The sequence below is a fragment of the Haladaptatus marinus genome, assembly GCF_051194195.1.
In genome coordinates this window covers 333,716-348,150 of sequence record NZ_JBLZNK010000004.1, presented here as the reverse complement: position 1 = coordinate 348,150, position 14,435 = coordinate 333,716, and the positions used below count along the sequence as shown (strand labels likewise).

General features: G+C 58.8%; 12 protein-coding genes. 6 read left to right on the top strand and 6 right to left on the bottom strand.

The window, feature by feature from the left end; all coding sequences use genetic code 11:
- Nucleotides 1-7 precede the first annotated feature (7 nt).
- The 4 genes from ACN2TU_RS15565 to ACN2TU_RS15550 all read right to left on the bottom strand — a co-directional run bounded on the left by ACN2TU_RS15565 (nucleotide 8) and on the right by ACN2TU_RS15550 (nucleotide 2,859).
- Nucleotides 8-430 (bottom strand): universal stress protein, encoded by a 423-nt coding sequence (locus tag ACN2TU_RS15565; RefSeq protein WP_435156612.1) that lies wholly within the window; start codon nucleotides 428-430, stop codon nucleotides 8-10.
- Nucleotides 431-588: 158 nt separating this feature from the next.
- The gene (locus tag ACN2TU_RS15560; protein ID WP_435156611.1) at nucleotides 589-1,338 is read right to left on the bottom strand and encodes a beta-ketoacyl-ACP reductase; all 750 of its coding nucleotides are present in this window, start codon (nucleotides 1,336-1,338) and stop codon (nucleotides 589-591) included.
- A 450-nt stretch (nucleotides 1,339-1,788) separates the two neighbouring features.
- Nucleotides 1,789-2,367 carry a GNAT family N-acetyltransferase gene (locus ACN2TU_RS15555; RefSeq protein ID WP_435156610.1) on the bottom strand — a complete coding sequence of 193 codons (579 nt, stop codon included), beginning with the start codon at nucleotides 2,365-2,367 and terminating at the stop codon, nucleotides 1,789-1,791.
- Nucleotides 2,368-2,481: 114 nt separating this feature from the next.
- Entirely contained in the window at nucleotides 2,482-2,859 is a 378-nt protein-coding gene (locus ACN2TU_RS15550) for a hypothetical protein (RefSeq protein ID WP_435156609.1), read from the bottom strand.
- 126 nt (nucleotides 2,860-2,985) lie between these two features.
- On the opposite strand from ACN2TU_RS15550, the gene ACN2TU_RS15545 reads away from it, so the two are divergent.
- The 5 genes from ACN2TU_RS15545 to ACN2TU_RS15525 all read left to right on the top strand — a co-directional run bounded on the left by ACN2TU_RS15545 (nucleotide 2,986) and on the right by ACN2TU_RS15525 (nucleotide 10,003).
- Nucleotides 2,986-4,428, top strand: a complete 1,443-nt coding sequence (locus ACN2TU_RS15545; RefSeq protein ID WP_435156607.1) for a DUF58 domain-containing protein — start codon at nucleotides 2,986-2,988, stop codon at nucleotides 4,426-4,428.
- A gap of 3 nt (nucleotides 4,429-4,431) precedes the next feature.
- The gene (locus ACN2TU_RS15540) at nucleotides 4,432-4,905 is read left to right on the top strand and encodes a DUF8163 family membrane protein (RefSeq protein ID WP_435156606.1); all 474 of its coding nucleotides are present in this window, start codon (nucleotides 4,432-4,434) and stop codon (nucleotides 4,903-4,905) included.
- Entirely contained in the window at nucleotides 4,898-5,908 is a 1,011-nt protein-coding gene (locus tag ACN2TU_RS15535; protein WP_435156605.1) for a DUF7982 domain-containing protein, read from the top strand. The genes ACN2TU_RS15540 and ACN2TU_RS15535 overlap by 8 nt, the downstream gene beginning before the upstream one ends.
- Nucleotides 5,909-6,143: 235 nt before the next feature.
- Nucleotides 6,144-9,299 (top strand): ABC transporter permease, encoded by a 3,156-nt coding sequence (locus ACN2TU_RS15530; protein ID WP_435156603.1) that lies wholly within the window; start codon nucleotides 6,144-6,146, stop codon nucleotides 9,297-9,299.
- Between the two features lie 38 nt (nucleotides 9,300-9,337).
- Nucleotides 9,338-10,003: an ABC transporter ATP-binding protein gene (locus ACN2TU_RS15525; RefSeq protein ID WP_435157048.1), complete on the top strand. Its 666-nt coding sequence runs from the start codon at nucleotides 9,338-9,340 to the stop codon at nucleotides 10,001-10,003.
- Between the two features lie 45 nt (nucleotides 10,004-10,048).
- Here ACN2TU_RS15525 and ACN2TU_RS15520 read toward each other — a convergent pair whose 3' ends face one another.
- On the bottom strand, nucleotides 10,049-11,257 hold the full coding sequence (locus ACN2TU_RS15520; RefSeq protein ID WP_435156601.1) for an RNA-guided endonuclease InsQ/TnpB family protein: 1,209 nt from the start codon (nucleotides 11,255-11,257) through the stop codon (nucleotides 10,049-10,051).
- Nucleotides 11,258-11,414: 157 nt separating this feature from the next.
- On the opposite strand from ACN2TU_RS15520, the gene ACN2TU_RS15515 reads away from it, so the two are divergent.
- Nucleotides 11,415-13,232: a cation:proton antiporter gene (locus ACN2TU_RS15515; protein ID WP_435156600.1), complete on the top strand. Its 1,818-nt coding sequence runs from the start codon at nucleotides 11,415-11,417 to the stop codon at nucleotides 13,230-13,232.
- On the opposite strand, the gene ACN2TU_RS15510 is transcribed toward ACN2TU_RS15515, so the two are convergent.
- Nucleotides 13,233-14,414 (bottom strand): AI-2E family transporter, encoded by a 1,182-nt coding sequence (locus tag ACN2TU_RS15510; protein WP_435156598.1) that lies wholly within the window; start codon nucleotides 14,412-14,414, stop codon nucleotides 13,233-13,235. It abuts the gene before it with no gap.
- Between the last annotated feature and the right edge of the window lie 21 nt (nucleotides 14,415-14,435).

Sequence of the window (14,435 nt, the reverse complement as noted above, 5' to 3'; positions counted from 1 at the left end):
CGGCGATTTACACCGAGAGAACCGGGATATCCGAGAATCGAAGTACCCGTCCCGTTGTGCTTCCGAAGTGTGGCTTCCCATTGCCGGTGAGACCGTGTTTTCCCATCACGATGAGGTCGATATTGTTCGCTTCAGCGTAGCTGACGATTTCCTTGTGAGGAGTTCCTCTAATGCATTCAGTCGTCGTTTCGATCCCCCGCGTACCGGCTTTCGAAACGACCTGTTCGAGCAACTCCTCACCGTTCGTTTGAATTTGCTCAATAAACAGTTCCTCACTACTCATTGCAGGTGTCTCTCCGTAGATATCTTCATCCACGACGTACATCGTGTGAAACGCCGCTCCGTATTGTTCAGCCAGGTTGAGCGCGTGGTTTACGCCTCGGGTTGCTCCCTTGCTCCCATCTGTCGGCACGAGAATGCGTTCGTACATCGATATCTACAGTATCACCCCACACTCACTTCAAATATTGGTTGAATTTGAAATGGCTAGAGGAGAGGGCAGCCGCTGGAGTGATCGTGGCATATCCAAACAAGTCGTCACCGGCACGCCCACCTCAGCGCCCGAAAATAGCGTATTTTATTTCACACTTACCATTCCATTCCGCCGTTGATGCCGAGGATTTGTCCGGTCATGTACGACGACTCCTCGCTCGCCAGGAACTGAACGACACCGGAGATATCGTCGACTTCGGCGAATCTGTCGAGTGGAATACGACTGCGGATTTTGCCTTGGACTTCTTCATCGACATCCGCAAGCATATCGGTTTGTGTGAATCCCGGTGCCACACAGTTGACCGTCGATCCCGAATTCGCCAGTTCGAGGGCAAGCGTTCGCGTAAAGCCGAACAGCCCACTTTTCGTGGTTGCGTAGTTTGCCTGTCCGTAGTTTCCTTGTTGTCCGACGACGCTGGAGATGTTGATGAGACGTCCTTCCGGTGCATCCTTGAGGTCGTCGTAGAAGGCTTTCGTACAGTTGAACACTCCCCCAAGATTCACGTCCATGACGCGATCCCAGTCCTCACGCGTCATGTTCTTGAACGTGCGGTCGACGGTGACGCCGGCGTTGTTCACGAGAACATCGGCGGGGCCAAATGCCTCGTGAACGGTCTCCGACATTTCATCGACTTCGATCCCGTCGGTTACGTCTGCCTGCACCGTGATTGCACTGTTCCCCTCGGATTCGATCGTTTCGGCAACGTCGAGCGCTTCCCCTTCGGAGGATCGATAGTTAACAACGACGTTCGCGCCGTGGCGGCCGAGATTTTTTGCGATTTCCGCACCGATTCCTCGTGAAGCACCAGTGACGACGCACGTCTTTCCAGTTAGATTTCTTGTCATTTTTCGATAATTTTAATTATGCAACTGTTTTGCACGTCCGACGATGCGTTCACTCCCCCTTCTGTCATCGTGGGTCGTATCGCCGGTTAACTTGGATACCACACAATGATATAAAGAAATACCTCATTAGTGATTCTATATTCGTATATTAAATATCATATGAAATTGCAGAAATATACCTGTGGAAATCTTACAATTTCGGTTCGAATTATTTCCGAGCGCATTCCGATTTCCCCGATCTATCGCCCTCTCCAGCCGTCATTTCCGAGATCACAGTCGACTATCTACTGCTTCAATCCCAATTGATTCTGACATTTGACTCCAGATCTGATTTGGGCTGGGAGCAGTGTCCTGAAATTAAGCACCCTGTCACGAAGGACGATGAGCTGGCAGAAACCGATCGTATGCAAACGCGTCCGGCCATCGGCAGATAGCTGGTGACGTACTGTTTCAATCGAAGGATTCTAGGTCAAGTGATTTCCGGTACCAAATGTGGCCTGCTGTCTCGTCATCGTCCATCGAAACCACGTCGTAGCCCCTCGCGTCGTAGAATCGCTGTGACCGCTCCAATTCGGTCATCGTCGACAGCACAACGTGCGAAAAGCCGTTCTTGACCGCGCGGCGCTCCAACTCGTCCATCAGCGCGGTGCCGACCCCACACGACTGGGCGGCAGGGAGCACCGCGACGCTGCGAATGTGGGCGGTCGATTCGTCCCGTTCGAGTACCTGCCGAATGGCAGCACGGGGGTCGTTTGAAACGGTAACCGGTTGGAAACCGCCGATGGCGACGATATCGTTCGTGCGCGAGAACTCGCTGTCGTTGAGCGATTCCGCGGAGTCCACGGTCACGACGAGAAACTCCCCGTCCCGGTCGAGGAAGGTGGAGTCGAGACGTCGAAGATAGCGATTGTATTCGGGTGAGTACTCCATCGCGGAGTCACGAAGCGAGCGGTCGTGCACCGACCAGACTGCGTTTTTGTCACCCGGTCGATAGCGTCGAATCGTCCACGCCGAAATCGCGTCCGTCATCAGTCGTCGTTCACCGTCGGAACGATGAATCGAGTGAAAATAAAGCTACAGTTTTGAGCGGGGTTTCGTCCGAGTCGCGGTTCAATTCGGGTGTGAACGTTCACGCACCGACGGTCAGTCCTTCCTGAGTTCGTCAAGGGCGAGAAGGACGTAAATGAAGCCAACGGCACGGCAGAGTGGATACACCCACGACTGCCACTCACAGGAATCCTCGTACCCGATCGCGGTCATGGAATCGATAAATCGTCTCGGGTAAAGCACGATGAACAGCCCGATTACGCCGAGCGTTTTCTTGAATGCCGAGTAGGCGCGACCGGCACGCCACGCGAGAACGAGGTAGCCGACACCTTCAAGCCGCGCGAACGGAACAACCCACGATTTCCGCTTGCATTCGTCCGGGTTTTTGAGTGCGACTCGCTCAGCGGATTCGATGAACCGTTCGGGTACGAGAAGATCGACGATGCCGATGGCCCCGAGAACATGCCTGAACATCGTCGTAACTACGCCTGACTGGAAGAAAAAGATTCTCGTCACGTACTGCCGACGCCCCCGACGTAATGAATTACCATTGCATCCAAACAAATACATTAAATTGGGAGGGGGCAGGTTATTTGGTACATGGAGGTGACGCACCGATACTGGGCTGGAGTCGCCCTCGCCAGTTTACTTGCGGGCGGCGCGTGGCTGCTCGACCGGCCACTCCTGCTCGCTGGGGGTGCCGGAATCGGTGCGTTCCTGCTCGTTCAGCAGTATCGATTTTTGCGCGCGGTGTTGGAAACGACCGACGACCTCACCCTCACACAAACGGTCTCACACGACCGCGTGGCCACCGACGAATCGGTGCGCGTCGTCGTCCGGGCCACTCTTTCCGACCCTGCGCCGGTCGAAATGACCATCGAGGCACAACCGCCGGTGTCGGCGACCGTCGGCGACGGCGACCACCGAGTCGAGTGTTCGAGGGGTTCCCGTGCGGCAACTGCAACGTTTTCGCTTCGCTGGTCGGTAGCGGGGCGCTTCGAACTCGGCAATCCACAGGTGACGCTCATCGGCCCTGTCGGATTCTTTCGTTCGACGGTTCCACACGGCCCGAACGCGACCGTCACGGTCGTACCGCGTCGGCCGAGAAAACTCCACGTCGGCGCGGGCGGCGACCGACTCCCAATGGCGTTCGGGGAACACAAAACCGGCTATCGCGGAGTCGGTCTCGACCTTGCCGACATTCGTGAGTACGTTCCGGGAGACACGGCGCGCCAGATTGACTGGAAAGCCACGGCGCGAACCGGAAGCCCGCACGTTCGCGAGTTCGACGCCGAAACCGACCTGTCTACGATTCTCGTTCTCGACCATCGATCGTCGCTCGCCACGGGTCGGCCGGGCGAGCAGAAACTCGATTACATCCGACAGGTTGCGCTGGCGTACACCGACCACGCCCGGTCGAACACGGAACCGCTCGCGCTGTACTGCGTCGGCGACAAAGGGGTAACGACACATCTTCAGTCGGATGCGAACATGCGCCACTACACCCGAGTCGAGACGCGACTTCACGACCTCGCCCCGACCTCGTCGCCGGAAGCCACCCCACGGCCGCGACATCGGCGAACACCCAGCGAGGCCCGTGAATCGATGGCCCGACTTCGCGCGGACGGGTCGTCGTTCGGAACGACGCTCCGTCCTTATTTCAGGGACGCAGCGGGGTACAGACAGCACATCGAAGACGACCAGCTGTACAACACCGTTCGAACGTACCTTTCCGGTGTCCGTGGGTCGGCCGTCACCGCCCTTCTCACCGACGATACGCATCGGACGGAAGTTCGGGAAGCGGTGCGAGTGGCGAAACGGCAGTCCGATCACGTCCTCGTGTTTCTCGCACCGTCCGTGTTGTTCGAACGAGGCGGCTTGCGGAACGTGGAGTCGGCGTACGAGCGTTATGTAGATTTCGAAGAGTTCCGTCGGACGTTGATGCGAATCGACGGCGTCTCCGCGTTCGAGGTCGGGCCAGCAGACCGCATCGAAGCGATTCTAGCCGGGACGCGCCAAACGAAACGAGCGAGGGAGCGATAGACGATGACGGAAACCGAACAAGCATGGCTCGGACAAACGTGGCTCGACGGAGCCGGTGCGCTCCTTGTCGCGTTCATCTGTACCATCGCGACGGGGGGTCCCGGATTCGTCGCTGGGGGCGTCCTCTTCGCCGCGTGGTACGCGCTTCCGACGCTGTACACCGCCGCGTTCGGACAGATACTGGTCGTAGCTCTGTTCGCCGACGGGGTCGGCGCGGTGTATCTCATTCCGTTAGAGCTCGGACTTCTCGCCGTGCTCGTCGGGCCCCTGCTCAGGGCAGACCGACCGCGCTGGCGGGTTCTCGTGACGAGCCTCGTCGCCGTCGGATTCGGCGTCGGCGTGCTCGGCAGTCACCGCTGGAGCGGAGAGTACTGGCTGACGATCGGCGTCGCCCTGACCGCCGTCGCTGTCGTCGCATACGGCATGCATCGCTACGAGCGCGTCGCGCTCGGACTCGTCAAGGATACACATGAGTAACAGCCCCCCTACATCGACCGTGGAAGAGGATTCCGACCAGCAGGCGGAGACGATTTCGGCAGAGGAACTCGCCGCGCAGGTCGAACTGCTCACCGAAGAAAATCAGCGACTGCGGGACGAATATCGCCGCGCCCGGCAAGCAAGTCATCGGCGAACCGCTCTCGGAATGGCTGGACTCGGAACGCTCGCTGGGCTCGGTGGGATACTGTTCCCGTCGTCACAGTCCGTCCTGTTCGCGCTCGCAGGAACGGGCTTGTTCATCGCCGTGCTCACATACTTCCTCACACCCGAGCAATTCGTTTCCGCAGCAGTCGGCGAGCGAACCTATGCCGCGCACGCAAAAACGGGTGCGGAACTCATCGACTCGCTCGGTCTCTCGGAGCACCGACTATACCTCCCGACTGAAAAACGGCCAGAGGAGTCCGATGGTAACGGTGGCATCGATGGCGGCATTCGGTTGTTCGTCCCCCATCACCGCGAGTATGGACTCCCTGATTCGAACCAGTTGAAATCAATGTTCGTCGTGACGGCCGACGAGCGCCAGCGCGGAATCACCCTTCCGCCAACGGGCGCCGGACTGTTCGATGAGTTCGAATCGATGGTCGATGATCCAGCATCGGAACTCCCCGAGCTGGCCGCCCAACTCGCTGACGCCCTCGTCGAGGGGTTCGAACTCGTCGAAAATGCGACCCCAGAAGTTGATATCGATGGAGAGCAGGTCACCATTGGTATCAGTGGAAGTCGATATGGTGGAGTCAAGCGGTTCGACCATCCGGTCGCATCGTTTATCGCAGTCGGACTCGCCAGAGAGATGCAACAACCGGTAACACTCGAAACGACGACGACCGATGATGACCGCACTGATTACGTGATCCGCTGTTCGGTGGGTGACAATCAAGCAGACGGTCAAATGGACAATCAGGCGATCGAACAGGCGGATAACCGGGTTGATGGACGCCGGCGCGGGATGTTCATACCTTGGTCAGACGACGGTCGGTCATGATTTTGCTTTGCTGACGCTATTTTCGGTGATAACCTTCACCTTGATTTCGAGGTAGATTTCCCTTGCTCAAGGAACAATGCAGGCTGAAGACTGATCGAAGTAGTGGAGTGAACATACTTCGGATTGTCATTCAGTAGCACTCGATTACTCATGTTCAACTCGCACTTCTCGATTCGCAGGTGGCCTATAATCTTGTCGATCGCAATTGCACGACCAGTGACCGGTAACGTCTCGAATGGGGTATCAATGGGGGCTCTGTACGCAGTGGTCACGACGTGATCGTCTGACAGTCGTCATTATCGCGGTAGCGACTGCGTTTCTCGTTGGGACGACGCTCCTCTTGGTCGCCGCGAGCACGCAGACGGCCTCGATTTCGGCGGGCTACTCCCACTCGATGGAGGCGACGTACCACGAATCTTACTCGGACGCGAAAGCGGCGGCAGGAAGTGACGACATCGTGTTTCCCGTCGCAACTGCGAGACGGAACGGAACGACCCAGTACGTGGTCGGGGTGCCGAGCGATGCGCCGACAGTTCTCGAAAACCTCTCCGTCTCGTGGCGAACAGCACGGATTCCGCCACCGACAGGGAACGCCACGCTCAAAGGGCCGGTTTCGGGACGCACCCAGCAGAAATTCGTCGGGACGGAATCGACCCGGACGGTAGCAGTCGCGCCGTACCCCGAAAACGATTCCATCTTCCCCCAAACATGGTACGTCGGCGACCCGACCACGGTTCGTTCGTTGGGTGTGTCCGGTGGATACGTCATCGACACGACGCCGGATGAGAGTGCTGACGAGGCAGTAGGAACGGCGAGTCCCGCTCTCTATCGATACTTCGTGGCCGGGATGGAGGAAGTGCTCCATCTTCTCGGGCTTGCCGCTATCGGCGGGAGCGTCCTCGTTCTCGTCGTCGTGTACAACGTCACCCGGATGAGCGTCCGCGACCGGTTGCAGGCCATCGAGGTGATCCGCTCGACCGGGGGAACGCCGCGGCAACTCCTCGCCATCTTCGGCGTTCGCGCCGGACTGCTCACGGCAACGGGTATCGCGCTTGGCTACGCGCTCGGCGTCATCGTCACCAGAGCCGTCGTCAACGCGGCCATCGCCGCTGGACTCCATATCTCGCTCGACCCGACCGTGACACCGCGTGTGCTTCGCATCATCCTTCCCAGTTTCGCCGCCCTGCTCCTCGTCGGCGTCGTCGCCGGCGTCCTCGCCGTCCGACCGGCGACGACCACGCCGCCTTCGCGGATCCGACAGGAGTACAGTCCCGTGTCGAACCAGACTGGAATCACGAACCCACCAGAAACGGCGAATCGGGGATGGATTTCGAATCTGACGACCGCTGTCGCGAACACGCGTGTGCGCGAGTTCGTGGATACGACGCTACTGCGGTGGCGGGCGTTCGTCCCCGCGACGACGATACTCACCATTTTCGTCCTCATCGTCGTTCTCGTGGGGTCGCTCGTCGGGACGCTCGCGCCGCTCGCGACAACCTCGGGGGGAACCGTCACCGAACCAGGTGCATCGTACCCCATGGCGAGCAGAATCGACGCCGGATACGCCGACCTGCTTCGAAATCAGGGAGTCACCGCTAGCCCGGAAATCATCGTAGTGCAGGTTCGTGACGGCCAACCGTATCTCGCCCGTGGGGCCAACTACAGCGCATTTGCGGCGGTGTCAAACGCGAGACTCACCGCGGGACGAGCGCCCCAAACAAAACACGAGGCGGTCATCGGGCGTGACCTCGCTCGAACGCTCGATATCACCGTCGGCGACCGTCTCACGCTCGGCGGTGCGACCTCGCCCGCGATTACACAGGTAACCATCGTCGGGACGTTTGCGGCGGACGGCGTGGGAGACGACCAACTCGTCGTCCCACTCGCCACCGCACACGACCTCTCGACGAGATCGGGCGTTGTCCACTTCATCCGCACCGACGACGCAAGCGCGCAACTCGACCGAGCCGCAGGGTCGAAAGCGAACGGAATCGTCGTCAGCGGCGTCTCCGCATCCGGTTCCGCAGTTCGCGGACAGCCGTTGTCGGTTCGGATTTCGGTGCGGAATCTCGGGAAGGCAGAGCGAACCCGTCGGCTGACAGCCAGCGTCGGGAAGACATCGAAATCGCGGAGCGTTACGCTTGCCCCGGGTGAACGGCGCGACGTGACGGTAAACCTCACGACGACCGAACTCGGAAACCAGACGCTCCGTGTCGGGTCGTATTCCCAGTCGATAACGGTGTACCGTCGCCCGCCGCTTTCGGTTCCGACGCTTCCCTCGACTGCACCGCCGAACGCAACGATGGCGGTTCCGGTTCGGACGACGGACGGTGAAAACGTCTCTGCCGCCACGGTTCGACTCGGCGAGCAGACCGCCAGAACGAACCAAGATGGGATTGCGATGGTTCGACTGCCGAATCGGGAGGGCATCTACAACCTAACCGTACAGAAGGGAGAACGAACGAACACCAGCCAGATACGGGTGTCGTCCGAGGCGGTTCGACGGCCGATTTCGACTGTCGATGTCTCCCCGAACAATGCGAGCGTGTTCACACGGCCGACGGCGACGGTCACTCTGTTCAACCAGTGGAATCGCCGAATTACGCGAGAGGTGTCGTTCGTGACGCCGACGAAAACGGAGACCAGAACGGTAACGCTCGCCCCGTATGAGACGGTGCAAACGACGACCGAACTCGGAACGGAGTCGGCAGGCCAAACCTCGCCGGGAGAGTATTCGGTTCGAATCGTCACAAACGGAAAGACACTGGCGAAAGACACGTACACCGTCCATGGCGACGACCGACTGTTCTCCACACTGGCCCAAAACACGCAGTACGAACGTGGGACGGGACTCGGGCAGGCCGTTCAAGGAGTCTTCGGCAACTTCAACCTCCTCCTGTTGGTGATGGTCGTTCTGGCGGGACTGACGGCAATCGGTGGGACAACGGCGACGTTCGCCCAATCGGTGCACGCTCGTCGTCGCGCACTCGGGGTGTATCGAGCGACCGGAGCGACGCGATGGCAACTGCTTCGTACCCTCGTCGCCGACGCCGTTCGGATTTCGGTTCCCGCAATCGTGGTCGCGCTGGTCGCCGTGCTCGCAACCATCCGTCTGCTGTCGTGGGTCGGACTGTTCACCGTCTTCGGGTTCCGACTTTCGACGCGAGTACCGCCGCGGATACTTTTCATCGCGGTTGGGAGCGCGCTCGTCCTCATGTGTTGCAGCGTGTTCATCGCCGCACTCCCGTATCTCACCGCCAGCCCGACGACGGTACAACGCGGCGGGTCGGAAAGGCCGACGACGACCGACCGCCCCGAAATCGACCACCAAGAGGACACCGTTCGGTGGCGACGCTCGAGAGGGAACCCCTCCAAATCCGGAGACGATTAGGAAGGTAACTTAGTGTGTGGCAGAACAAAGGGCCGACAATGGCTGAGAGCGTGCTGGAAGCGGAGTCGATTCGTGTCGTTCGCGGCGAGCAGGAAATCATCTCGGACGCGTCGCTGTCGGTTCCGGCGAATACCCAACTCCTCGTTCAAGGACCGAGCGGTGCCGGTAAGACGACGCTGTTCAACATGCTCGGCCTCCTCGACGTTCCGACGTCCGGAACGGTTCGCATCAAGGGTGAGGACACGGCAGCGCTTCCCGAGCGGAAACGGGCACGACTCCGCCGTGAGACCATCGGGTTCATATTTCAGGATTTTCAACTCATCGGCGACCTAACGGCGTGGGAGAACGCCGCACTCCCGCAAGACCACACCGGAGAACGTGACGAAGATTGGCTCCGGACGCTGTTCGAGGAACTCGAAATCGCCGACCGGGCCGACCAGTATCCCGCGACACTCAGCGGTGGGGAGAAACAACGCGTCGCCATCGCTCGGGCGCTGGCGAATCGCCCGGCCATTGTCCTCGCCGACGAACCGACTGGGCAACTCGACCCAGAGACAACGACGCAGGTGCTCGATCTCCTCTTCCGATTGCAGGAAACCGCTGACACCGCGCTGGTCGTCATCAGCCACGATATGCAGCTCAGGCCGCGATTCGACTCCGTCGTTCGACTCGAAGGCGGGACGATGCACGAAACAGATTCGTAAACTGCCTCGGGGTCAAGCCCCGAGGCTTTCGCGTGGACTCCCGTTCTATGCCGTCGAGGCAGGGGGGACGTACTCCCCGCTCACGTTCAACGTCCCGCGATTCAAGCGCACGTCTACAGGTGCGCCTCCGTCGGCTGCATTTTGCCGCCGCCGGAGATACCGAAAGCCGATATTCTTCGCCGCGTTGTAATCCGCGTGGTTCTGATACCCGCACTTCAAGCACTCGAAGTTCTCGCCGTCGCGGTTGTCCTCGTGGGTACACCCACACGTCGAACAGCGTTGGGACGTGTGGTTCGGCGGGACTTGCACGACTTCGACACCGTGTTCTGCCGCTTTGTATTCGACGTATTGAAACAACCGTCGGAACGCCCAGACGTGTTGCCACGTCGCCTGCGGGATGTTCTCGCGGATATGCGTTAAGTCCTCAAAGACGATGTGCGAACAGCCGTATTCGACGGCTTCCTCAATGAGTTCGTTCGCTACGCCATGCAGGTATATCTCGAAGCGCCCGTACTCCTTGCGACCGACGCCTTCGATGGCTTCGTGTGCCGCTCTTGTTCCGGTTTGTTGGAGCGAGCCACGGCGCTTCTCATACTCCCGACGCCAGTGGTTGAACTCATCGGCAGACCGGAACGTGCCGGTGGACGTGACTGCAATGTTGTTGACGCCCAAATCGACACCGAGGACTGTTCTGTGCTCGGTTTTGAGTTCGGGGTCGTCGGCTTCGACCTTTCGCATCGAGGCATGAAGGAACCACTCGCCATCCCGACGCTGTAAGTTCGCCATGCGGAACTCGTAGTCCTCGTCATCGAGGTACGTCCGTGGGTGGCACTCAGGGTCATCAGGAAGGATGTAGTCGCACTCAATGCGCCCGTTGACGGTCGAGAGCGACACGTAGTCGCGGTGGAACGTCGCGCTTCGTTTATCGTAAACCGCACTATCGGCGGAGAAGTAGGGTTGTGACGTTCGTTCACCGCGCTTCAGCCTCGATACACCGCTCTTGATGGCTTCGACCGCCCGACGAATCCCCTTCTGAACGAGGTTCGCGGTAAGGTCGGTTTCGTCCCGTAGTTTATCGTACAAGGCACGTTCTGCTTTGGCCTTTGAGGTAACATGGTATCCGTCGTCACCGTGCCAACACCATTCACTCGCGGTGTTCGCGCAGTGTTTGAATTGTTCGACGGTCTCTCGGAGGGGCGAATCGCCCTCTTGAGACACGTCGAGCTTGATTACGGCGGTACGACGGTAGTCCACGACGTTTCACATATGGTGGCTCGGTTACTTATAGTTATGGGAGTGGGCCTGCCCGATGTGTGTGGTTTGTGTCGTGTATTGACGCGCTTCCTCCCCGAGGTCAAGCCTCGGGGCATCCGCGCTGTGTTTTCTGTGAAGCATTCGGAGTCGGAACGAGGTGGAAAACGCCGTTCGCCTGCTTTGGCGAACGAAGCGAACAACGACGGTTGTTAATATCGTTCAGCGCGTACATGTTCCGATGGTTGCTGGAGGGATTCAGCTGGGCGGGGGAACTGAAGCACAGTTGCTCACGCTCCTCGCTGTGTTCGCCATCGCTGGCATCGTCGGCGCGTTCACGACGAAAGCCGTTCGAATCCCCTACACCGTCGGACTCATGCTCGCGGGACTGCTGGTGTCCATTCTCCATCTCCCGCTGACAGCGCCACTGACGGACGAGTTCATCCTACTTATAATTCTTCCGACGTTGATATTTCAAAGTGCGTTGAACATCGACACGGAGCAACTGCGTGGGAACATCGTTCCAATCCTCGTCCTGGCCGTGATCGGGCTCATCCTTTCGGTCGTGGTCGTCGGTATTCTCGGGGCATCGGTATTCGGATTTCCCATCGTCATCTCTCTCCTCCTCGGCGCGATTATGATGCCGACCGACCCGGTATCGGTCGTCGCCCTCTTCGAGGAACTCGGTGCACCGGAACGGCTTTGCACTCTCATCGAAGGGGAGAGCATCCTGAACGATGGTGTCTCCATCGTGCTGTACGCCGTCCTATTATCCGTTCTACAGGAAGCGCAGGCTGAAGGGGTCGCCGCCACTTCGTTCGTCACGACGAATCTCCTCGTCCGAGAGGTTGGCATCGGTATCGTCGTCGCAATCGTCGGTGGGGCACTCATCGGCGGGGTTGCTGGATACATCGCGTATCGTCTTTTCATCCTCATCAACGACCCGATGAGCGGAATCGTGTTCACCGTCGTCCTCGCCTATGGGGTGTACGTTCTCGCGGAACACGTCGAGGTCAGCGGCGTTATCGCAACACTCGGTGCAGGACTCGTCGTCGGAACCCACGGGGGCAACGACAAGATAAGTGCACGTACACGTTTGACACTCGGAACGGTGTGGGCGAGTGCGGCATTCATCGCGAACACCATCATCTTCGTCACAATCGGCGCCGCTATCCCGCTTGACCTCCTTGCGGACAACGTCACGAGGATTCTGGTCGCCGCGATTCTCGTCTTTTTCGCACGGGCCGTCGTCGTCTATCCCCTCGTTCGGTTGATGAACCGATGGCTACGCAATTCGATTTCTCGGTCGTCTCAGCACGTTATGGTCTGGAGCGGTATCCACGCCTCAGTCCCCATCGCACTCGTTCTCGGCCTTCCACGAAATTTTCCGGCAGGACTGCGGGAGGAGTTCGCCGCAATCGTCTTCGGAGTCGCAGCGATTACGCTCATCGTCAATGGACTCACGATGGGTGGCCTCATCGACCGCCTCGGTATCGTCACGAAGTCCGCGGCAGAACAGCGCTACGAACTGCTGATGGGTCGCCTTCACGGCGTCGACGCCGCGCTCGCGGGTGCCGACAATCTTCACGAACGGGACGACATCCCGAACGAGTTCTACGAGGAGAGCGTCGCGTGGTATTCTGCCCAGAAACGCGACCTGAACAGCAGCATTTCGAACCTGCTCGACGCGCATCCACACCTCCGTGAGAAAGAGAAACTCGCCGCAGAGCGCGAAATCATTCGACGCGAGATACTCGGCATCAAGACGGCGATGGAACGGGGAATCGTCAGCACCGACGTCGGCAATCGTCTCCTCGAAGAAGCGGAGCGACGACTCGAACGCGTCGTCGAGGGGCAACGTACATTCGATGCCGATTCCGAGACTGTTTGGAGGCCGACGGACAGTGAGTCCGATGACGACGGACGACGGGGAATCCCATCTGGAGACGAAAAGCCGGGGAGCGACTCGAAATCGTGATTACCGGCCGCCATCCGTTGCTTCGCCGCCCCTCCTCGCGTCATCGAGATCGTCCGTTTCGCGGGTCGTCGTCGATCCGATATCGAGACCGGTCGCCGGTTCCTCACCGCGAAGTTGTGGCAGGACGACCTGCAGGAACTGGACGACGATAACCATCAGCAACGGGCCGAGGAAGATACCGTACCATCCGAACAGTATCGGGCCGAGCAGGTAGGCGAACATGACGAGCGAGAGGTGGAACATCTTTCCCGATAGATACGGTCGGATGTAGGTTCGGACGATGTTATCGAACGCCAGCGTCATGAACAAGAAGAACACGAGAGGATACCAGAGGAACGTCGGATTGAGCTGAATCGCTCCCAACGCGAGAAACGCCGCGATAGCGAGGTAGATGACGGATCGACCGACCAGCGGCACGAGGGTAAAGATACCCGTGATGACCGCCAATAGTATCGTCACTGGAATGAGAAGGTTTCCTGGCGCGAAGAAATTGAACACGTTGTAGATGATGGCGGTCAGTATCATGATGACGAAGATGGTCAGCGTGTAGCCGAAATAGATGGAGTTAAGTCCTTCATCGACTGCCGCAAGGTAGTCGATAGATAGCGCATCATTCCCGAGAATCTGCTCTTTGCCCCACCGAGCGAGGCGCTCGTCGCTAACCAGGAGGAAAAAGCCCAACAACAGCGACAGGAACATCATGAACATGCTGGATGCGATGGCTCCAACAAAGGTTTGTGCACCCGTGAGCGCCGATTGCACCGAGGGTTCTTTGAGCGTCTTGGTTGCCGTGTCGAGCAGCTGATTTGGATCGTTCGGAATCGTCCCGACGTTGATCGGTAATTGCTGCAGGAGTTGTGTTGCTGCGTTCGAGGTCGCAAAAGCGGCAAACTGGCTGATCGCGATCGAGAGGAATACTCCCAGGAAAAGAACAATTGGCACGACAATAAGAAGCAGAGAGATTGCGGCCGAGAGATTTTCTCTCCTAATTCGGGTACTAAGACGTCGGTTTATCGGACGTGCGACGTAGTAGATGAATAGCCCGAGCACGACCCACGGAAGGAACGTGAATGCGACGGTGGCAATAATTCCGAACACTATTAGACCCGCGATCCACCATTTCAGTTCCGGCCGGGCGATACGAATTCGCGTCGTTTCCTGCCTCTCCCCACCCATGGACATATGATACCATAGGTCATCGAG